At 51.9% G+C, this 19,523-nt stretch carries 15 protein-coding genes; 8 read left to right on the top strand and 7 right to left on the bottom strand.

Going from position 1 to position 19,523, the window contains the following annotated elements; translation table 11 throughout:
• Window positions 1–12 precede the first annotated feature (12 nt).
• Together J3P34_RS11935 and J3P34_RS11930 are read left to right on the top strand one after the other, a co-directional pair.
• Complete coding sequence (locus J3P34_RS11935) at window positions 13–924, top strand: hypothetical protein (RefSeq protein WP_210488920.1); 912 nt, start codon at window positions 13–15, stop codon at window positions 922–924.
• Window positions 925–936: 12 nt separating this feature from the next.
• On the top strand, window positions 937–2,079 hold the full coding sequence (locus J3P34_RS11930) for an outer membrane beta-barrel protein (RefSeq protein WP_210488919.1): 1,143 nt from the start codon (window positions 937–939) through the stop codon (window positions 2,077–2,079).
• Between the two features lie 178 nt (window positions 2,080–2,257).
• Here J3P34_RS11930 and J3P34_RS11925 read toward each other — a convergent pair whose 3' ends face one another.
• Entirely contained in the window at window positions 2,258–3,004 is a 747-nt protein-coding gene (locus J3P34_RS11925; RefSeq protein ID WP_210489441.1) for an RNA methyltransferase, read from the bottom strand.
• A 52-nt stretch (window positions 3,005–3,056) separates the two neighbouring features.
• Here J3P34_RS11925 and tamL point away from each other — a divergent pair, with 52 nt between their 5' ends.
• A complete protein-coding gene (gene tamL / locus J3P34_RS11920) occupies window positions 3,057–5,468 on the top strand; it encodes a translocation and assembly module lipoprotein TamL (protein WP_210488918.1) in 2,412 nt (803 codons plus the stop codon).
• Between the two features lie 304 nt (window positions 5,469–5,772).
• On the opposite strand, the gene J3P34_RS11915 is transcribed toward tamL, so the two are convergent.
• Entirely contained in the window at window positions 5,773–7,854 is a 2,082-nt protein-coding gene (locus tag J3P34_RS11915; protein ID WP_210488917.1) for an alpha-ketoacid dehydrogenase subunit alpha/beta, read from the bottom strand.
• Window positions 7,855–7,982: 128 nt separating this feature from the next.
• Between J3P34_RS11915 and hemF the strand changes: the two genes are divergently transcribed.
• Window positions 7,983–8,879, top strand: coding sequence for an oxygen-dependent coproporphyrinogen oxidase (gene hemF, locus J3P34_RS11910; protein ID WP_210488916.1), 897 nt, complete (start codon window positions 7,983–7,985; stop codon window positions 8,877–8,879).
• A gap of 2 nt (window positions 8,880–8,881) precedes the next feature.
• Window positions 8,882–9,454: a phosphatase PAP2 family protein gene (locus J3P34_RS11905; RefSeq protein ID WP_210488915.1), complete on the top strand. Its 573-nt coding sequence runs from the start codon at window positions 8,882–8,884 to the stop codon at window positions 9,452–9,454.
• A 69-nt stretch (window positions 9,455–9,523) separates the two neighbouring features.
• On the opposite strand, the gene J3P34_RS11900 is transcribed toward J3P34_RS11905, so the two are convergent.
• Together J3P34_RS11900 and J3P34_RS11895 are read right to left on the bottom strand one after the other, a co-directional pair.
• Window positions 9,524–10,111, bottom strand: coding sequence for a riboflavin synthase (locus tag J3P34_RS11900; protein WP_210488913.1), 588 nt, complete (start codon window positions 10,109–10,111; stop codon window positions 9,524–9,526).
• A gap of 166 nt (window positions 10,112–10,277) precedes the next feature.
• Window positions 10,278–11,684: a sugar transferase gene (locus J3P34_RS11895; RefSeq protein WP_210488912.1), complete on the bottom strand. Its 1,407-nt coding sequence runs from the start codon at window positions 11,682–11,684 to the stop codon at window positions 10,278–10,280.
• A gap of 181 nt (window positions 11,685–11,865) precedes the next feature.
• Between J3P34_RS11895 and J3P34_RS11890 the strand changes: the two genes are divergently transcribed.
• From J3P34_RS11890 to J3P34_RS11880, 3 genes are all read left to right on the top strand, one after another.
• Window positions 11,866–12,516, top strand: a complete 651-nt coding sequence (locus J3P34_RS11890; RefSeq protein WP_210488911.1) for a protein-L-isoaspartate(D-aspartate) O-methyltransferase — start codon at window positions 11,866–11,868, stop codon at window positions 12,514–12,516.
• 131 nt (window positions 12,517–12,647) lie between these two features.
• Window positions 12,648–13,169, top strand: a complete 522-nt coding sequence (locus J3P34_RS11885) for an acyl-CoA thioesterase (protein ID WP_210464888.1) — start codon at window positions 12,648–12,650, stop codon at window positions 13,167–13,169.
• Window positions 13,170–13,196: 27 nt separating this feature from the next.
• Entirely contained in the window at window positions 13,197–13,835 is a 639-nt protein-coding gene (locus tag J3P34_RS11880; RefSeq protein WP_210488910.1) for a hypothetical protein, read from the top strand.
• 75 nt (window positions 13,836–13,910) lie between these two features.
• On the opposite strand, the gene J3P34_RS11875 is transcribed toward J3P34_RS11880, so the two are convergent.
• The 3 genes from J3P34_RS11875 to alaS all read right to left on the bottom strand — a co-directional run bounded on the left by J3P34_RS11875 (window position 13,911) and on the right by alaS (window position 19,337).
• A complete protein-coding gene (locus tag J3P34_RS11875) occupies window positions 13,911–15,035 on the bottom strand; it encodes a TlpA disulfide reductase family protein (protein WP_210488909.1) in 1,125 nt (374 codons plus the stop codon).
• An 18-nt stretch (window positions 15,036–15,053) separates the two neighbouring features.
• On the bottom strand, window positions 15,054–16,511 hold the full coding sequence (gene gatB / locus J3P34_RS11870; RefSeq protein ID WP_210488908.1) for an Asp-tRNA(Asn)/Glu-tRNA(Gln) amidotransferase subunit GatB: 1,458 nt from the start codon (window positions 16,509–16,511) through the stop codon (window positions 15,054–15,056).
• A gap of 204 nt (window positions 16,512–16,715) precedes the next feature.
• Window positions 16,716–19,337 (bottom strand): alanine--tRNA ligase, encoded by a 2,622-nt coding sequence (gene alaS, locus J3P34_RS11865; RefSeq protein WP_210488907.1) that lies wholly within the window; start codon window positions 19,335–19,337, stop codon window positions 16,716–16,718.
• Between the last annotated feature and the right edge of the window lie 186 nt (window positions 19,338–19,523).

Here is a 19,523-nt window from a genome sequence, read left to right as displayed (position 1 = left end):
CAGACAAAGACTATGAGCGCAGAAGATTTAGATAAATTATTCAGAGACAAGCTGCAGAACAGACCTGTTGCCCCCGGCAACGATGTCTGGGAGCGCATGCAGGCCCGCATGCAGCAGAACGCGCAGCAGGAAACCCCTAATCCGTTCCTGGTGCCGTCTGTTACTGAAGAAAAAGAGGAACGCGGCACGGTAAGAATGTGGTACTATTCAGCCGCAGCGGCCGTGACCATGCTGCTGAGCGTGGGTCTTTGGGTTAACCGCGATAACATAAATCCGCTGCAACCATCCGGTACCGTGGCTACGGTACACGAGCAAAAACAAGCACCAGTAGAAAGAACCTCTCCTTCTCAAGAGGCGATCTCAGGAGCTGAGGGTACCGCTGCTAACGTCCAAGCCGAGCAGAAATCCGTTGCTGAGCAGGAAACCACCATCCACTATCCTGCTGCCTCTAAAGCCACTGAGCAACGACAAGCCATGGCTTCGGTGAACACCAAGGCTGCATCCGTGTCTTCCCAAGGAACCCAAGCTGCCGTTGTAAGCACCAGAAAGGAAGCTAGCCTGGTAGAAACGAACAAAGCATTCCAGAAGGCCCAGGAGCCGGTAATGATGGCCGTGGCCACGCCGGTGAAAGCGCAGGAAACCGCCAAAGCCAACGCCGATGCTCCTGCTTTAGAAATAATTGTAAAATTAGATAACGCCCAGGCAACCTCCTCCCTCGCCCAGGCATCTACTAAAGAAACTGACACACCTCACACTGAGGACCAACCTGGATCTGGACGCGTTCTGAAAGGCATCCTGAAACAAGTGAAGAACCTCAAAGACGGTGAAAAAGTGAATCTTTCAGAACTAGGAATTACCAAACACACCTATGCTTTGGAAACCCGCATAGGAAACAAAAAAATCACAAAGACCATAGAACTCTAAAATCCCATTTCAATGAAACGTTTGTATGCCCTGCTTACGGCCATCATGATGGCTGCAGCTATCGCCTTGCCTTCTCACGCCAGTTCAAAAAGCCTTATACCGGCTGCTACCCAGGATACGCTCATTCTGAAGCTGAAAAACGAAGCCCGCTTGCTGATTGTGGTGAAGGATGTGAAAGATTTGAAAAATCTAAAAAACCAGAGCATTGACTCTATCATGCTGCTGGTGGAAAAATACGCTGATCAGATTGAGGCCGCAGGCAAGAAAGGCGATGAAGTGACCGTGACAATTGACAAGTCCAAAGCCAATACCTCAGAGGACGTAAACATCACCATCACCCAACACGGCCCAGAGGGTACCGAAGTCACCATTAAAGAGAAAAACCGCATCCGGATCACCGACAAAGTAGGCATTGACATTGACCATGATGAGGAAACCAAATCCACCAAAGTGAAGGTGAACGTAGGCAATGAAGACTCTGTAGAGGTGAAGGAAAGAGACGAGGAGCGCTACAAAAACCGGCATCCAAGAAGAACCCTGGATTTCCAGGTTGACGCGGGTCTTTCTACCTGGTTGAACAAAGAAGAGCAGGCTGGCAGCCCAGTGCAGGACATCAAATTCAGAACCGCCGCCTCCCGCTACATCAGCCTTAACACCAAATGGTACAACCGTATTGGCGGTGAGTCCAGCCCCGTACGCCTGATTACCGGTTTCACTGTGGACTTCCACAACTACATGTTTGATGACAACATCATGATCCAGAACACCGGCGAGAAATCAGATTTCATCATCCCCACCGGAATTAACCTGGAGAAAAGCAAACTGTCTACTACGTCCCTGAACGTACCCCTTGAACTAGGTTTCGATTTCAAAACCAAAAGAGGCAAAACAGCTTTCAAAATCGGCGGCGGGGGTTTTGTAGGCTACATGCTCAGCAGCCACTCCAAAGTGAAATACTCCCAGGGCGGGGACAATGTGAAGAGCAAAGCCAAAGATGATTTCTACTTGAATGATTTCCAATACGGTGTCTCCGGATTCATTGGCATCAGAAGCCTGGAGTTCTTCGCGAAGTATAACCTGAATGATATGTTCCATGACAACAAAGGACCGCAGGCCAACGCTTTCGCAGCCGGAGTAAGGATCTTGAAGTTCTAAGGGGTAGGAAATTCCTAAAAGTGTTAGAATAATGGTAAAAGAAAAGAGGAGCTTGATCGCTCCTCTTTTTGTTTTTACAGGCCTCGTGATTCTCTGTTTTCAGGCAGATTTCATCAAAATACCTTAAAAACGGATCAAAGTCGAAAAGTGATAGCTACCCAACCGCAAATAGTCTGTTCTAAATATTTCGGAAGAAGTTGTCCAGCAGAATGGCGGTGGCGGTTCCCACGTTCAGAGACTCGGCGCCGCCGCGGCCAGGGATGTGCAGCGGCTGCGTCACCAGGCTCATGATCTCGGGCCGGATGCCGTGCGACTCATTTCCCATTACCAGCACACCCTGGGGCTGCAAAGTCAAGCGGTGCACGTTCTCCCCTTCCAGCGCCGCTCCGAAGACCGGAACGTTTTGGGGCCGTTTTCCCAGAAACGAGGCCAAATCAACGTAGTGCGGGGTAATCCGCGTGAAAGAGCCCATGGTGGCGGCAATCACTTTCTGGTTGTAAAAATCGGCGGAGGATTCTGAGAGCACAATAGAGGTGAGCCCGTACCAGTCGGCAATCCGGATGATGGTGCCCAGGTTGCCGGGGTCGCGCACCTCGTCCAGCGCCAGCACAAACGGGTGCTTCTCCCAGGAGAATTCCGGAACCGGGCGCATCTTGGCAATAGCCAACGCGGCGTTGTTCGTTTCCATAGAACCGGCCTTGCCCAGTTCATCCTCACCTACCGTAATCACCTCAAAACCTTTCCGGAGGAGATGGGTATGCTTGAGTAAAAATTTTTGGGTGACCAGTACCGTTTCCAGTTCAAAGTCTGATTGTAGTAATTCTGCCACGCTCTTTTCACCTTCCACCGTGAAAGCTTGGTGAAGCGACCTATATTTCTTTATTTGCAGTGACCTAATGTACTTCAAAAGCCCCTTTGAGATCATAACCATTCTTCGTTTGAAGCTACGATGTTACGTATTCGGCGCGGTATTCACAATGCTGGGCTTTTTTATGGGCTGTACGCCCACCCATCACCTTGCCCCCAACGAGCGACTGCTCTGGAAAATAAAACTGGAGGGAGTTGAGCAGGCAGACAAAAGCGCCATAACGCCGCTTTACCAGCAGAAACCCAACCGTCGGGTACTGGGCTCTCCTATCTACCTCAACCTCTATTATTTAGGAAAGAGATTCTACAACCCAGAGCGCATTCAGGCCAATATTGCCGAGGAAACCGAGGACTACAACCGCCGCATCCAGCGAGCGGGCAGCGACTCTGTGAAGGTAGACAAGCTAATAGAGAAAAAAGAAAATAAACTTAACCGCCTGCAGAACAAAAAGGAAAACGGCAACTGGCTGATGCGCACCGTGGGCGAGCCCCCGGCCATCTTTGACTCACTTAAACTGGTGCAAACCCAGGAGCAGGTAGGCATTTACCTCAGTTCCAAAGGCTTTTTCAGGAACAAGGTCTCTGCCACTACTGAGGTCAAAAACAAGAAAGTGTATGCCACCCTGCAGGTCCAGGAAGACAAGCCCTACGTGGTCTCGCAGCACACCTACCAGGTCCCAGACACAGCCATCCTGAGAATCCTGGACGAGAACCAAAAGGAAAGCCTGATCAGTGTGAACCAGAACTTTGACGAGGCCCTGCTCACCCAGGAACGTACCCGCATTGAGCAACTTCTCAAAAACAACGGCTTCTATGATTTCCGGCAGCAGTTCATCACCGTGGAGGCAGACACCAGCTACCAGGAATACACCGTTAGGCTGAGCACCCTTATCGCTAACCCCACTGATACCACGCTGCACAAAATCTACACCATACAGGATGTCTTCTTCACCACCGATGCTGGCCTGAACCGCTTTGGGCGTTCCCGCGATACGGTAGAGTTGAGCAACATCCATTTCCTGGCTTATGACCAGCAGATAAAGCCGCGCATTCTGCAACGGAAAGTCATTATCCGGAAAGGCCAGACCTATTCGGCGAACCGCACACTCAACAACCAGCGCATCATCAGTAACCTGGATGTCTTCAAGTACACCACCATCAGTTACACCAAGGCTGATACCGTTACGGCTGATCCCCACCGAGGCTACCTGAACACTCAGATCAACACCTCTCTGCTACCGCGTTTCCAGGAAACCACTGAGATTGGCGGTACTTTCACCGAGCAGGTGCCGGGGCCTTATGCCAGTATGCGTTTCCGGATCAGGAATATTTTTGGCGGGGCCGAGATCTTTGACATAGGGGTAAGGGCCGGGATTGAAGGGCAGCTGCAGCGCAACGTTAACACCGTTGGACGTAGAACAGAGATCGGTGCTGATATGGGGGTGACCTTCCCGCAGATCCTGGTGCCCTTCCGGACGAATGACTTGCTGGTGCGCTTCAACCCCAGGACCCGTTTCAGTACCGGTTACACCTACGTAGACCGCAATGAATACACCCGTACTAACCTTGATTTCTCCTTTGACTACATCTGGCAGCGGTTGAACATCCATCAATTTAGCTTCTCTCCGCTGGACATTAGCGTGATTAGCACGCCCCGCATTGACCCAACTTTTAATGAGTACCTGCTCACGCTGCAGCAATCGGGGAATCCCTTGAATGAGAGTTTTAAAAACGCCTTTGTCTCTTCCATCAACTTCACAAGCCTTTACAACACCGCCAACTACAACCAGACCAATGATGCCAAACTATTCCGGCTATTTGCCGAGACCGGTGGTTTGCTGTGGAATTACGTGGCCGAGCAGTTCAAAGACTTCAACACCTACCGGTTTGCCAAACTGAACCTGGACTACCGCCGCTACCATGCCCTGGGCAACAATATGACTTTTGTCTACCGCGCTAACGCCGGGGTGGCCAAACCGCTGGGTACCTCCCGCGCCCTGCCCTATGACAAGTACTTCTTTGCCGGGGGATCCTCCAGCGTAAGAGCCTGGCTTCCCCGCCGACTGGGGCCTGGTTCCAGCGCGCTCATCAACAAAACCACAGGAGAAACGGATTACCTTTTTGAACAGACCGGCGAGATCCTGCTGGAACTCAACTCAGAGTACCGTTTCCGGATGTTCCGCTTCGGGAGTACCAACGTGAACGGGGCCCTGTTCCTGGATGCGGGTAATATCTGGCTTTTCAAGGAGCGGAACACCAACCCGAACCCTGAATTGTACGTGGCCCAGCCCGGCGCCCAGTTTGAGTTTAACCGCTTCTACAAAGAATTAGCGGTGGGCACGGGTTTTGGGGTAAGGTTTGATTTCACGTTCGCCATCCTTCGGTTCGATATCGCTACCAAAGTCTATGACCCCGCCCAACCGCAAGGCAGCCGGTTTGTCATCAACGAATTCCGGTCCAACCGCATTTTCGGTAATGACACCCAAACCACGTTTAACCTCGGGATCGGGTACCCTTTTTAGGATTGTTGATTGCTAATTGTTAGGGAATGAGCGAAAAGAAGGGCTCCTGTTCTGACGTTGTTTTTGGGAAAACAGCGTCAAAACAGAAGCCCTTCTTTTTATTTGTATTCAGAACGGTTTGGTGCATGTAGAGCAGCTAACGTTCTTTTTCTTCTACTTCTTATCTGTCATCCTGAAAGGATCTTGGTGGCAAACGGTAGTGGTGCATAGTAGGGCAAGCCTAGTTCGCCCACAAGATCTTTCCAAGATGACAGGTGAGGAAAAGGGAGTGCAGTTATAGGTCTTCAAAAATACTGGTACTTGCTTAATACTCCAGCAACTCCTGTAACACTGAAAACACCTTTTCTCCGTTGGGCAGCATCATCTTTTCAAGGTCTACATTAAGCGGCACGGCGGGTAAGTTCTCGGCACCCAGGGTGAAAACCGGGGCATCCAGATACTTGAAACAGGTTTTACCAATGCGGCCGGCCAGAGACTCTGCGAAGGAGTTCATGAGAGGCTCCTCGGTTAAAACCAGCACTTTACCGTGGCGTTTTACCGAGGCTTCCACGGTTTCATAGTCCAAAGGATTCAGCGTACGCAGGTCTACAATCTCCACGGAGCCAGCCAACTTCTTACTGGCAGCTTTGGCCCAGTACACACCCATGCCGTAGGTGATCACGGTAAGGCTGTTCCCTTGGCTAAACTGTTCATCAGAGGCTTGCTGCACCACGTTCGCTTTTCCCAGGGGCAGGATGTAGTCAGCGGCAGGTTCTGTGGTTTTGGCGTCTTCTGTGCCGGGCACTTTGGACCAGTAAAGGCCTTTGTGCTCCAGCATCACCACTGGGTTCGGGTCCAGGAAAGCGGCCTTCATAAGGCCCTTCATATCCGCGGCATTACTGGGGTAGACTACTTTGATGCCCCGAATATTGAGCAAGGTGGATTCCACGCTGCCGGAGTGGTAAGGTCCGCCCCCACCGTACGCCCCAATAGGCACCCTGATGAGGGCCTGCACCGGGAATTTGCCCATGCTCAGGTAACAGCTTTTAGAGAGTTCTTCTACCAACTGGTTGATGCCCGGCCAGATGTAATCCGCGAACTGGATCTCTACGATGGGTTTTGCCCCCACCGCTGACATTCCCGCAGTAGACCCCACGATGTACGCTTCCTGGATGGGCGTATTGAACACCCGGGCATCACCGTACTTCTGGGCCAGCAGTGCCGCCTCCCGGAAAACGCCGCCCAGTTCTCCGCCCACGTCCTGGCCGTAGAAAAGCGCCTCGGGGTATTGCTTAAGGATATCGTCTACGGCGTGGAGGGCCGCGTCTACCATGGTGGTTTTCTCCGCGTTGGCTGGCGTGCGGTCTCCGCTTTCGTCTGTCACCAGAGTGGGCGCAAATTCGTGCTGGTTGAAGGTTGCCGGATCAGGATCTGGGGCTGCCAATGCTTTCACGTATTGGGCCTGTACCTCCTCCTTTACTTCCTGGGCAATCGAGATCAGTTCATCGGCAGTAAGGCCTTGCTCCAGGAGGTAAGTGCCTAGTTTTGGCAACGGGTCCAGCAGACTGTGCTCTGCCAAGTTATCACCGCGGTACCATTCCCTTCTCACGCCGGAGGTGTGGTGACCCAGCAAAGGGCATTTGGCGTGCACCAGCACCGGGCGCCGCTCCTGGCGGGCAATCCGGAAGGCCTCGGCCATGCCGGTGTATGAATCTATAAAATCAGCGCCATCCACCCGCAGGCGTTCCATTCCTTTAAAGCCCGCAGCATACTCGTAGGCATCCATAGCGCGCATTTCAGTGCCTTTCGCGGAGATACCCCAGTCGTTGTCTTGCACCAAATAGATGATGGGTAGTTTCTTGAGCACCGCCATCTGGAAAGCCTCAGCCACTTCCCCTTCGGTCACAGAACCATCGCCCAGGGAACAAACCACCACGCGGCCTTTGGAAGAATCCATCAGGTCCTGCGACTCCAGATACGCCAGCGCGTGCGCCATGCCGGTGGCCGGGATAGCCTGCATGCCGGTGGCCGAGCTTTGGTGCGGGATCACAGGAAAACCGGGCCTACGCAGGGAAGGGTGGCCGTAGTAGGTGCGGCCGCCGCTGAAAGGGTCATCGCGCTTGGCCATGAGCTGGAGCATGAGCTCGTAGGGTGTCAAACCCAGGCCAAGTAAAATAGATTCATCGCGGTAGTAAACCGAAAGAAAATCTTTTTCGGTGAGGTGAAAAGCGGTGGCCAGTTGGATGGCCTCGTGGCCGCGGGAGGTGCTATGGACGTATTTGCTGCAAACGGCTTTGTTTTCTTCGTAGGTGTCGGCCATGGCTTTGGCGGTGAGCATCAGCCGATAGGCTTTTAAGAGAAGCTCAACCGCTACGGGGGCGGGAGCTTCAACAGACGTCTGGTTCATAAGCTAACATTTGTTCGGTTTTCTAAAGTACGGCTAATCCTGAAGAAAGCAAAATGCCGAAATGGTGGGCCTCTCCTATTTATCGCCTATTTTTGCCAAACTGGCCTTAAAACGGAAAAGCATCAATAATGAGAGATACGATACAAAAATGGTTTAAGTCATTTCAGGAGCGCCTCTGCGCCGATCTGGAGACCTGTGACGGTGTGGCTCGCTTCAGGGAAGACCAATGGGACAGACCCGGCGGCGGTGGCGGGGCAGCCCGCGTGATCCAGGACGGAGCTGTTTTTGAAAAAGGAGGCGTGAATTTCTCCGCCGTGGAAGGTGTGTTGCCCGAAAAAGCCGCGGCGGCCCTACACCTCCCCGATCCGCATTTCTTTGCCACGGGCGTCTCAGTCGTTATCCATCCGGCCAATCCGCATGTGCCCATTACACACATGAACGTGCGCTATTTTGAGGCCGGCAACGGCGAGGCCTGGTTTGGCGGTGGCATTGACCTTACGCCCATTTACGTGAACAAAGATCAGGTACGGTTCTTCCACCAGAGCCTGAAAAACACCTGCGACCGTTTCCGGCCGGAATATTACCCCGAGTTCAAGCGCTGGGCCGATGACTACTTCTACATCCCGCACCGCGAGGAAACCCGCGGCGTAGGCGGCATCTTCTTTGACCGACTCACACCTACGGCGGAAATCACATTGGAAGAACGTTTTGCTTTTGTGCAGGCGGTGGCAGACACGTTTTCTCCTACGTATACCACCATTGTGAACCAGAACAAAGACCTAGAATTCAGCGCCCATGAAAAAGAGTGGCAGTTGATCAGGCGGGGACGCTATGTGGAATTTAATTTGGTGAATGACCGCGGTACCAAGTTCGGACTGGAGACGAACGGACGCACGGAGTCTATTCTCATGAGCCTTCCGCCCCTGGCCTCCTGGCACTACAGCCATGCCCCTGCCGTAGGTACGCCTGAGGCGGAAGCCCTGGCTTGTTTCAAAAAAGGAATTGATTGGGTTAGCCTTTCTTAACCATGGATGAACTGATAGCCTTAGACCACGCGCTTTTCCTGGAGCTGAACCGGCACCATTCCCCTTTCTGGGACGCCGTGATGATCCTGATTTCCAACAAGTATGTGTGGTTTCCTTTTTATGGCGTACTGGTGGGGCTGTTCATCTATTTTTACAAGAGAAAAGGCTGGCTCATGGTCCTGTCTTTGGGCGCCAGCGTGGGTCTTGCTGATTTCATCTCCTCCGGTATCCTGAAGCCTACCGTAGCCCGCCTGCGCCCTTGTCATGACTTAACGCTTGGCGAGGTGGTAAACGCCGTGGATGGCTGCGGCGGCCAGTACGGGTTTGTGTCTTCGCACGCGGCCAATGCCTTTGCAGTGGCCATTTTCGTGATCATGCTCTTGCCTAAGAAACAGTGGGGTTTCAAACTGCTCCTCTTGGTTTGGGCCACGGCCATCTCCTACAGCCGCGTTTACCTGGGCGTGCATTACCCCGGAGACATTACCGGCGGTGCTTTGATTGGGATTGCCACCGCCTGGCTAAGCATGTATTTCTACAAAAAAGCATCAGAACGCTACGCCTTCTGGCAAAGTTAAAGTTACATCCCAACAGAGTGCTGCTATCCGTTTCAAGCCTGAAATTTACTTTTCAGGCTTGAAACGGATTTACTTTTGCAGCAATCGGGCTACGTACTTTCCGATGATGTCAAACTCCAGGTTCACCTGGTCGCCGGGTTTCACAGCGTGCAGGTTGGTGAACTCATAGGTGTATGGGATGATGGCCACTGAGAAGAAATCAGTGCCTGATTCTACCACTGTCAAACTTATGCCATTCACGCAGATGGATCCTTTCTCCACGGTCACGTTGCCTGCGCCTTGGGGCTGGTAACGGAACCGGAACAGCCAACTGCCCTGCTGGTCTTTCACCTCTTCGCAAATGCCCACCTGGTCTACATGCCCCTGCACAATATGCCCATCGTAGCGGCTACCCGCCAAAAGACACCGCTCTAAGTTCACGGTATCGCCTTGTTTCAGTTGCCCCAAATTCGTTCTGGAGAGCGTCTCAGCGATGGCCGTCACAGTATACGTGTCCTCTTCCAGCGCCACCACCGTCAGGCAAACCCCGTTATGCGCCACGCTCTGGTCTATCTTCAACTCAGACGTAAACGGACACCTTAAGGTAAAATGCCGGTTAGCCTGCTCATCTCTGATGGCCACCACCTCGGCCTGCGCTTCTATAATTCCAGTGAACATGTTTTCTAATGTGCTATTTGGTTAAAGTGCTGATGTGCTATTTTAAATGAGGTAATTAGGTAATACCATACATAACGTGCTAATTGGTCAATGTACTAAGGTGCTATAAACTGGGAGTTAAATGATTTAATTAGCACATCAGCACATTAAATCATTAGCACATTAACTACTTCCCTCTCCCCTGTATAATAATCTTGATAGTATAAAGCATGACCCGGAAGTCCATGACCAGGGACATGTTTTCTATGTAGAGGATGTCGTATTTAAGGCGTCTTACCATTTCCTGTACATTCTGGGCGTACCCAAATTTCACCTGGCCTAAGGAGGTGATACCTGGTCTTACGCGGTGCAGGTGTTTGTAGTGGGGCGCGTGCTGGGTGATGAGGTCAATAAAATGCTGCCGCTCGGGCCGGGGGCCCACCAGACTCATCTCGCCTATTAACACGTTGTAGAACTGGGGTAGTTCATCAAGCCGTACTTTCCGCATGAAGCGGCCTAGTCTGGTTACCCGAGGGTCATCATCTGAGGACAGGGCCGGGCCCATCTTCTCGGCATCCAGGTACATGCTCCTGAACTTTAGGATGTTAAAGGGCCTTCCGTGCAGGCCTATCCGCTCCTGCCGGAAGAACACCGGGCCTGGCGAGGAGGCCTTCACCAGAATAGCCAGCAAGGCGTACACAGGCGACAGCAAGGTTAACACCAGGATAGCTGCGGCCAGGTCAATGATCCTTTTCAGGAGTTGCTGCCACACGGGCATCAGGTCGCGTTTTACCTCAATCAACGGCGTCCCGAACAGGTGCGCCACTTTCACCGAGCCCAACAGAATCTGGTACACATCCGGCAGAATACTGATCCGGACGTCCTCGCCTTCCAGCGAGCTTAGAATCTGTTCAATCAGGCGGTGCTCTGAGGGTTCAATGGCGATGATAACTTCCTGCACATCAAACTCTTTGATTACCTGGGGTAACCGGTGGAATGAACCAAGAGATGGGATCTCCTCCTGGAAGGCGTGTGGCTGCGACGGTTGGCTCTGCACGAATCCCACCATCCTGAAGCCCAGGTGCCGGTTGTTGCTTTCCAGTTCATCATATACCTCGCGGGCATTGCCGCTGGAGCCTACCACCACGGTATGGAAGAACACTTTTCCGTTGTACACCAGCTTCTTTAGATGGCTTAGAATGGCCAGCTTAAAAAACAGCGAGAAACCAAAATGCAGCAAAAAATAACTTAATATGGGTTTGGAGTAGACCTGGAAGCGGTTGAGGTTGGGGTCCTCTAACAGGAAAGCCAGGTAAATGGCCATGGCGCCACCCAGTGACATACCAGCCAAGAGCGTTACCTCCTTGAACCGGGAGATCCTGTAAATATCCCGGTAGCGGCCTAACAAACCGTACAGGATAACCCAAAAAGTGGCGATGATGAAGGAACGCGTAAAGAAGGCCAAGGTAAACGCCTCCGAAAAATCTACAAATACATTGTTGTTTGATACATAGAAGACAGACCAAGCCAGAAAAGCTGCCAGGAAATCCCCTAAAATCAGTTTATATAAATGTTGGTTTCGGTTTAGCGGCATGAATCACATCAAAAACAACACGGCACAGGTTAGCTCCATTCTATCGCAAAGCTACACGCAAATTCCAAAATCAGGACCAAAAATTAATTTTCATGGCAATGAAAGGCTATTTGCTAATTTCGCGACGTACTCCCTTCAGATTTGACCTTTAAACGTATATAAAGTTTATACCTGACCTCTTATGCTCATAGACAGTTACCGACACAAAGGCATGCGCAAAAGCTTGGTGCGTGTTGTTCAGGGAAAAGGAATCAAAGACCCAAAGGTGCTACAAGCCCTGGAGCAGGTGCCCCGCCATTTTTTCTTTGAAAAGGCTTTTCTGGAGCAAGCGTATCAAGACAAGGCCTTTCCTATTGGCGAGGGTCAAACCATTTCCCAGCCTTACACGGTAGCCTACCAAACCGAGCTGCTGGATGTGCAGCCCCACGACAAAGTGCTGGAGATTGGCACAGGATCTGGTTACCAATGCAGCATTCTCCTGCAACTCACGCCAAACGTGTATACTATTGAATATAATGAGGTGCTGTTCCATAAAGCCAACCGCCAGTTTCATCTGATGGGCCTTACTCCTTTCACTTTTCTGGGCGACGGTTCTGAAGGTCTGCCGCAGCACGCGCCTTTTGACAAGATTCTGGTGACGGCGGGTGCGCCCATCATCCCTAAAACCCTGCTCCGGCAACTGACCCTAGGCGGCAAATTGGTGATACCGGTGGGCGACACGGGAACCCAGAAAATGCTTCGCATCACCCGCCTGGGCGAAGAGGAATTCACGAAGGAAGAGTTCGATAACTTCAAGTTTGTGCCGCTTTTGGGAAAACAAGGCTGGAAATAGACCAGAGTTTAGCGTCCCTTTTAATTACCTTTTATTCTTTCCTGTCTGAGTAATCAAAGTCCTTACAGATTAAAATGTGGTAGGCTTTGCCTATTCTGCCGTATCTTTACTTTTCAATTACACACCTTTTTATGCGTAAGCAAAAATCTGTCAAGGATTCTTATGTGCGGATGACCGAGCTGGTCCTGCCCAACGATACCAATACGCTCAACAACCTCATGGGAGGCCGCATGATGCACTGGATGGACATTGTATCTGCCATTGCCGCCCAAAAACACTCAAACCGCATTGTGGTCACCGCCTCGGTAGACAATGTTTCTTTCAGGGAGAGCATCAAACTGGGGAACGTGATTACCCTGGAGGCGCAGGTGACCCGGGCTTTCAGCACTTCCATGGAGGTTCATATCACGGTTTGGGCCGAGGATATTCCTTCGGGAACCAAGGTGAAGTCAAACGAGGCTTATTTTACCTTTGTGGCCCTGGATGAAAACGGTAACTCAGTACCCGTACCGGAAGCAATCCCGGAATCTGCCGAGGAGCAGGAGAAATTTGCCGGTGCCCTGCGCAGACGTCAGCTTCGCCTTATCCTGGCAGGCCGTATGAAACCCCACGATGCAAACGAATTGAAGGCGATCTTTGAACTAGAGGATTAATCCAAAGCATTTTTAATTAAACCACTGATGTCTTCTTCATCCGCAGACTTTCTATTTCTCCAGCAACTGTATGGCCAAGACACCCTGTATGTGATTCCTGAACCAGCCAGCGAAGAAGCCATTTCTATTCCGGTGGCCAGCCTTGTATCTCCGGTAACAGCAGAGGCTCCGGCACCAGAACCAACACCGGAAAAGGTGGAAACACCTGCTGAGGTTTCTTTGGCAGTTCAGGTTATAGAAGAACCGGTTGCCGCTCCTGCTGCGCCGGCAGAGGAGATAAAATGGCTGGGAGAAGCCGTGCACGGCACGTACTTGCTATTTGAGGTTCCGGAAACCGTGTTCAGGCAATTGCCGCAGCATCCTTTTCTGCAGAAAGTAATGGCCGCCGTGGGTCTTAACACTGGGCAGATCAAATTCGGGAATATGTCTCCGGCGCTGGAGCATGATGTGAAGAAAATCGCCGCTGAGAACGTAGCCAGGCACATTATCCTGTTCGGGCAGGGCTTGCCGGTGGCCAATCTCTCCCGCATGGAGTTCTACCGCATGTACCGGCTAGGTGAATCACGCTTTGTGCTGGTAGATTCCCTGGAGGATATTGAGAAAAGCGTAGAGCTCAAAAAGAAACTCTGGGATGTATTGCAGAAGATTTTTTTGCAGCAGAATTAAAAATAAGCCCCATAAACAGAAAGCGGCTGCCATTGGAGAATGGCAGCCGCTTTCTGTTTATGGTTATAAGTATTCTTACTGAAGCAAGGAGGCCAGTTTCTCCTCAAGCGCTGGTCCTCGCAGGTTCTTGGCAATGATCTTTCCTTCTTTGTCTAGCAGCACTGTCTGCGGAATAGCGGTGATGCCGTACAGGGCGGCAGCGGAGCTTTCCCAACCTTTGAGGTCTGAAACGTGCGGCCAGGTTAGCTTATCGTTTTCAATGGCCTTTAACCATTTGGCGCGGTCCTGGTCCAGGCTCACCCCGAAGATCTCAAAGCCTTTGTCTTTGTATTTGTTGTACATGCGCACCACGTTGGGGTTCTCCTGGCGGCAAGGTCCGCACCAGCTTGCCCAGAAATCAATCAAGACGTATTTTCCTTTGAGGGATGACAAGGCCACCTCTGGTCCGGTTGGAGACGGCAGTTTGATGTCTGGTGCTACGCTACCCATGGCGGTGCTCCGCAACTTGGTCAGGCGCTCTTCCAGGGATTTGGTGTACTTAGAGTTTGGCAAAGCAGCTTTGAAGGCAGTAGCCATGCTGTCCACGAAGGTGTAGTGCTCATCCAGGTTCAGGATGTTGCCCGCCGTGTACACCGAAACCACCGAAGAAGGATTCGCTTTCACAAAGGCCTTCAGCTTGTTTTGGTTATCCTTTTGCAAGGCCATGAACTGCTCCTGCAGTCTTTTCACCTCGGCCTGGTTACCAGAGTTGGCGGCCTCCTGGAATTGTTGGTTCAGAGCAGTGGCGCTTTGCTGCATGCCTTGCATGATGCTGTTCAACTCTTTAATCAACTCAGAGTCTTTGGAGCCGGTCACCGTGTAGGTCTGCGCTACTTTCCCGGAGTCGGCAGTGACTTGGATGCTCTTGTTGTCTACTACCAGCATGATGCCTTCCTGATTCTCGAACCCGAGTTTGTAGATGGCTGGCTCGTTTACGGTGCCCTCCAACAGGAAGGTGCCGTCTTTGTTGATGCTAGCTGTGTCAAAAGGAACAAAGGCCTGCTCTCCCAGTTCATCCAGGTAGACTTTACCCGTGGTCATGTTGTTGATCTTGCCAGAGATTCGGTAGCTTTTATCCGTATCTGCCGTGGCAACTCCTTTCTTTTGGCAGGCGCCTATCACCAACAGGGAGGCAGCGGCCAGTATCATTTGTTTCTTCATCTTTTTATGGAAATGAGCTTATCTATCAAGGCTCTCTTTCAACAGCTTATTGGCAACCTTAGGATCTGCTTTACCTTTGGTTTGTTTCATGAGATCGCCCATGAACATACCCAGCAAAGAGACTTTTCCGGCTTTGTATTCCGCCACTTTCTGCGGATTGGCAGCCAACACCTGGTCAATGATTCCCTGCAAGGCTCCCTCGTCAGATTCCTGCACCAGGTTCTGCTCGGTGGCTACCTGCTGGGCCGTTTTACCCGGGTTTTCTAGCAAATACGGGAAGATCTGCTTGGCGGCAACGCTGTGGCTTACTTTGTTAGAGTCTACCAATTCAATGAGGCCGGCAATCTGCTCCGGCTTCAAAGGGAAGGCAGGCATGTCCAGCGCCAGTTCATTCAAGTAAGATTTCACCGGTCCGCTTACCCAGTTGGCCGCGGCTTTGTAGTTCCTGGTGTGCTGGCAAAGGGCATTGTAAAACAGGGCCACCTCTTTGTCATCGGTCAAGACGCCGGCGTCATAATCAGACAAGCCGAACTCCTGCGTGAAGCGGTTGTACAACTCCTGCGGCAACGCAGGCATGCCTTCTTTTACCGTATGCAGCCACTCCTCGGAGATGATTACCGGCGGAAGGTCTGGCTCCGGGAAGTACCGGTAGTCGTTCATGGTTTCCTTGGAACGCATGCCGGTAGTAATGCCGGTGTTCGCGTCAAAATTCCGGGTCTCGGAGTCAATGGTGCCGCCGTTCTCCAGGATCTCAATCTGCCGATCAATCTCGTGCTCAATAGCGCGCTGCACGTTCCGGAAGGAGTTCATGTTTTTCACCTCCACCTTGGTGCCCCACTTGCTGGCGCCTTTCTTCATCACCGAGATGTTGGCATCGCAGCGCAGGGAGCCTTCTTCCATGTTACCGTCGCAGATCTCCAAGTACTGCACCAGTTTCTTGATCTGTGTCAGGTAGGCATAAGCTTCCTCAGAATCCCGGATGTCCGGCTCAGACACAATCTCGATCAAAGGCGTGCCGGCGCGGTTCAGGTCTACCAGGGTCTCGGTCTCCCCTGCCAAGTGCATGGATTTTCCTGCGTCCTCTTCCATGTGGATGCGGGTAATCCCGATGCGCTTTTCTTGCCCGTCTTTGGTTTTGATGTCCAGGTGACCTTTGGTGCAGATAGGCGTTTTGTCCTGCGTGATCTGATAGCCTTTTGGAAGGTCTGGGTAGAAGTAGTTCTTACGGGCGTAATAGTTGTTCCGGGTGATCTCACAGTTGGTTGCCAGGCCCATTTTTATGGCCATCTCCACCACTTTTTTGTTTACCCGCGGCAAGGTACCCGGATGCCCCAGCGTGATCACGCTCAGGTTGGTGTTCGGCAGCATGCCGTACTCCGTAGAATCTGAGGAATACGCTTTGCTCTCGGTGAGCAGCTGGGCGTGCACCTCCAGACCGATAATGGCTTGGTATTGGGAACGGATCTCTTCGTTCATGTTTCTTTTTTAGCACGTATGGCGCAAGGCGCAATACGATTTCTGTTTTGGGTCTATTTTCTGAAAAACAGCCGCTAAACGGCTATTGTTTTCTATTCTATTAATTATCTCCGGCGCGAGTCAAAAACCGCGTGTCAGTGGTTTGATTGTTTTCCGTTTCGGGCCGGTTTTTAGGGAAACGGTCTCAAAACGGAAAGCCCGTACTTACTGCACCAAGGCCTCAGCTTTGGACAGGGCAACATCTAACCCGGCCACTTCTTTACCGCCGGCTGTGGCGTAGAACGGCTGTCCACCGCCGCCGCCTTTGATTTCTTTGGCCAGTTCTTTCACCATCTGCACGGCGTTCAGGCCTTTGCCAGACACCACCTCATCAGATAACATAACGGCCAGTTGCGGTTTTCCGTCTACATCGGCGGCAAGTACCAGCACCAGGTTGTCTACCACGCCGCGCAGGTCGAAAGCCAGTTTCTTGAGGTAATCGGCGGAGCTCACGTCTACGCGGGCTGCCAGGAAGTTGATACCGTTGAGGTGGCGTACTTCGGAGGCGAGTTTCTCTTTCTGGGCGGTCACCTGCTTCAGCTCGAAGGCTTCCAATTGCTTACGCAACGCGCTGTTCTCGTCCTGCAGTTTTTCAATGGCTTTGCCGAATTCTTTCTGTACGCCTAATAACTGTTTCACTTCCTCAAACTGGGTAATCTGCTTATCCACGTACTCTTCGGCTACATCAGCGGTCACGGCTTCAATACGGCGCACGCCGGCGGCCACCGAGCTTTCGCTCACGATCTTGAAGAACCCGATGTTACCGGTATTGGCCACGTGCGTACCGCCGCACAGTTCAATGGAAAACGCCGGGTTGAACGTGATCATCCGCACGAACTCCCCGTACTTCTCCCCGAACAAGGCGGTGGCCCCAAAAGCTTTCGCTTCTTCAATAGGCACGTTGCGGCGCTCGTCTTTCTCAATGGACTCCCGGATGCGCTCGTTTACAATCTGCTCCACTTCGCGCAATTGCTCCTCGGTTACTTTGGTGAAGTGCGAGAAGTCAAAACGAAGCAGTTTGTCGCTCACCAAAGAGCCTTTCTGGTTCACGTGATCACCCAGCACCTGTTTTAAAGCAGCATGCAGCAAGTGCGTAGCCGAGTGGTTCTTCTTGATCAGGTCCCGACGTCTGGCGTCCACGGAGGCGATTACCGGAGCCTCCAGGTCTTTGGGCAGCTCAGCAGTGATATGAATGATCAGGTCGTTCTCTTTGGTGGTGTTCAGGACTTTCACCTTGCCTGAGGCTGATTCCAATACGCCGGTATCACCTACCTGTCCACCGCTCTCGGCGTAGAAAGGCGTGCGGTCCAGCACTACATGGAATTCCTTCTTGTTTTTGGCAGTCACCTGGCGGTAGCGCACAATGCGGGCTTCTACCGACTCAGCGTCATACGCCACCCACTCGGTCTCCACATCCGGCTGCAGCACGATCCAGTCTCCCTGCTCGGTCTGAGCGGCGTTGCGGGAGCGATTTTTCTGCTGCTCCATCTCAGTGGTGAAGCCGGCTTCGTCTATGGTAAGGCCGTTTTCTTTTGCAATCAGGGCAGTCAAATCCAGCGGGAACCCGAAGGTGTCATACAGTTCAAAGGCGGTTTTCCCGTCAATGGTGTTGCCGTTCGCCTTGAAATTATCGTTCAATGTTTCCAGACGCTTCAGACCATTCTCCAGGGTACGCAGGAAAGCGTTTTCTTCTTCTTCAATCACACGCTGCACAAAAGCCTGCTGGGCTTTCAGTTCGGGGAACACGTTCGCCAACTGGTCAGCCAAAACGGGCACGATGGTGTTGAGGAACGGCTTCTTGAAGTTCAGATAAGTAAAGGAGTAACGAACCGCACGGCGCAGAATCCGGCGGATGACGTACCCGGCTTTGTTGTTGCTCGGCAACTGCCCATCAGCGATGGTGAAAGAGATGGCCCGTATGTGGTCCGCAATCACGCGGATGGCGATATCGGTTTTCTCGTTTTCACCGTAAGTCACGCCGGCTTCTGAGGCGATGAACTGGATGATCGGTTGAAAAACGTCGGTGTCATAGTTGGATTGTTTGCCCTGGATAGCCATGCACAAACGCTCGAATCCCATGCCCGTATCTACGTGTTGCGCAGGGAGTTTCACCAAAGAGCCGTCGGCTAAACGGTTGAATTCCATGAACACGTTATTCCAGATTTCCACTACCTGCGGATGGTCGTTGTTCACCAGGTCTTTGCCTGGGATTCTGGCTACTTCCTCCTCGGAACGCAGGTCCACGTGGATTTCTGAACAAGGACCGCAAGGGCCGGTATCGCCCATTTCCCAGAAGTTATCCTTCTTGTTGCCCATCAGAATGCGGTCTTCCGCAATCATGGTCTTCCAGATATCGTAAGCCTCCTGGTCCATGGGCAGGTTCTCAGTAGCATCGCCCTGGAACACGGATACATAAAGCCTGTCTTTGGGCAGCTTGTAAACCTCCGTCAGCAATTCCCAGGACCATTTCAAAGCGTCATGCTTGAAGTAATCCCCGAAAGACCAGTTGCCTAGCATCTCAAACATGGTGTGGTGGTAGGTGTCATAGCCTACTTCCTCCAGGTCATTGTGCTTGCCGGACACGCGCAGACACTTCTGGGTATCTGCCACGCGCGGAGATGGCGCCGGTTTGTTGCCCAGGAAATAGTCCTTGAACGGCGCCATGCCCGAGTTGATAAACATAAGCGTAGGATCGTCTTTCACCACAATAGGCGCGGACGGAACAATCTGGTGGCCTTTGGAGGCGAAGAAATCCAGGAACTTCTGACGAATCTCAGCGGAGGTCATGTATCTAAATAATTGCTTTCTTAAACTAGGCGCAAGGGCTTGTAAATGCGAAAGAAAAAGCGAATTTTTGCCGTTCCAGCGCGCACCATGCCGTCTGCAAAAGTAAGCTTTTTTAGCAAACGGCGGTGGTCACCGTTGCGTTTTAGCGCTGTTTTTCAGAAAACAAGCTTAAAAAGAGTCCTGAGT

It is taken from the genome of Rufibacter aurantiacus (assembly GCF_017916345.1).
In the GTDB taxonomy this organism is placed as follows: domain Bacteria; phylum Bacteroidota; class Bacteroidia; order Cytophagales; family Hymenobacteraceae; genus Nibribacter; species Nibribacter roseolus.
Note: the sequence above shows the minus strand (reverse complement) of the source record. Positions and strands in the feature narration are given on the sequence as shown.

What these genes read in the sequence shown, in the direction of transcription:
- J3P34_RS11935 (WP_210488920.1), top strand. Translation starts at nt 13, where the DNA reads ATGAGCGCAGAAGATTTAGATAAATTATTCAGAGACAAGCTGCAGAAC.
- J3P34_RS11930 (WP_210488919.1), top strand. Translation starts at nt 937, where the DNA reads ATGAAACGTTTGTATGCCCTGCTTACGGCCATCATGATGGCTGCAGCT.
- J3P34_RS11925 (WP_210489441.1), bottom strand. Translation starts at nt 3,004, where the DNA reads ATGATCTCAAAGGGGCTTTTGAAGTACATTAGGTCACTGCAAATAAAG.
- tamL (WP_210488918.1), top strand. Translation starts at nt 3,057, where the DNA reads ATGCTGGGCTTTTTTATGGGCTGTACGCCCACCCATCACCTTGCCCCC.
- J3P34_RS11915 (WP_210488917.1), bottom strand. Translation starts at nt 7,854, where the DNA reads ATGAACCAGACGTCTGTTGAAGCTCCCGCCCCCGTAGCGGTTGAGCTT.
- hemF (WP_210488916.1), top strand. Translation starts at nt 7,983, where the DNA reads ATGAGAGATACGATACAAAAATGGTTTAAGTCATTTCAGGAGCGCCTC.
- J3P34_RS11905 (WP_210488915.1), top strand. Translation starts at nt 8,882, where the DNA reads ATGGATGAACTGATAGCCTTAGACCACGCGCTTTTCCTGGAGCTGAAC.
- J3P34_RS11900 (WP_210488913.1), bottom strand. Translation starts at nt 10,111, where the DNA reads ATGTTCACTGGAATTATAGAAGCGCAGGCCGAGGTGGTGGCCATCAGA.
- J3P34_RS11895 (WP_210488912.1), bottom strand. Translation starts at nt 11,684, where the DNA reads ATGCCGCTAAACCGAAACCAACATTTATATAAACTGATTTTAGGGGAT.
- J3P34_RS11890 (WP_210488911.1), top strand. Translation starts at nt 11,866, where the DNA reads ATGCTCATAGACAGTTACCGACACAAAGGCATGCGCAAAAGCTTGGTG.
- J3P34_RS11885 (WP_210464888.1), top strand. Translation starts at nt 12,648, where the DNA reads ATGCGTAAGCAAAAATCTGTCAAGGATTCTTATGTGCGGATGACCGAG.
- J3P34_RS11880 (WP_210488910.1), top strand. Translation starts at nt 13,197, where the DNA reads ATGTCTTCTTCATCCGCAGACTTTCTATTTCTCCAGCAACTGTATGGC.
- J3P34_RS11875 (WP_210488909.1), bottom strand. Translation starts at nt 15,035, where the DNA reads ATGAAGAAACAAATGATACTGGCCGCTGCCTCCCTGTTGGTGATAGGC.
- gatB (WP_210488908.1), bottom strand. Translation starts at nt 16,511, where the DNA reads ATGAACGAAGAGATCCGTTCCCAATACCAAGCCATTATCGGTCTGGAG.
- alaS (WP_210488907.1), bottom strand. Translation starts at nt 19,337, where the DNA reads ATGACCTCCGCTGAGATTCGTCAGAAGTTCCTGGATTTCTTCGCCTCC.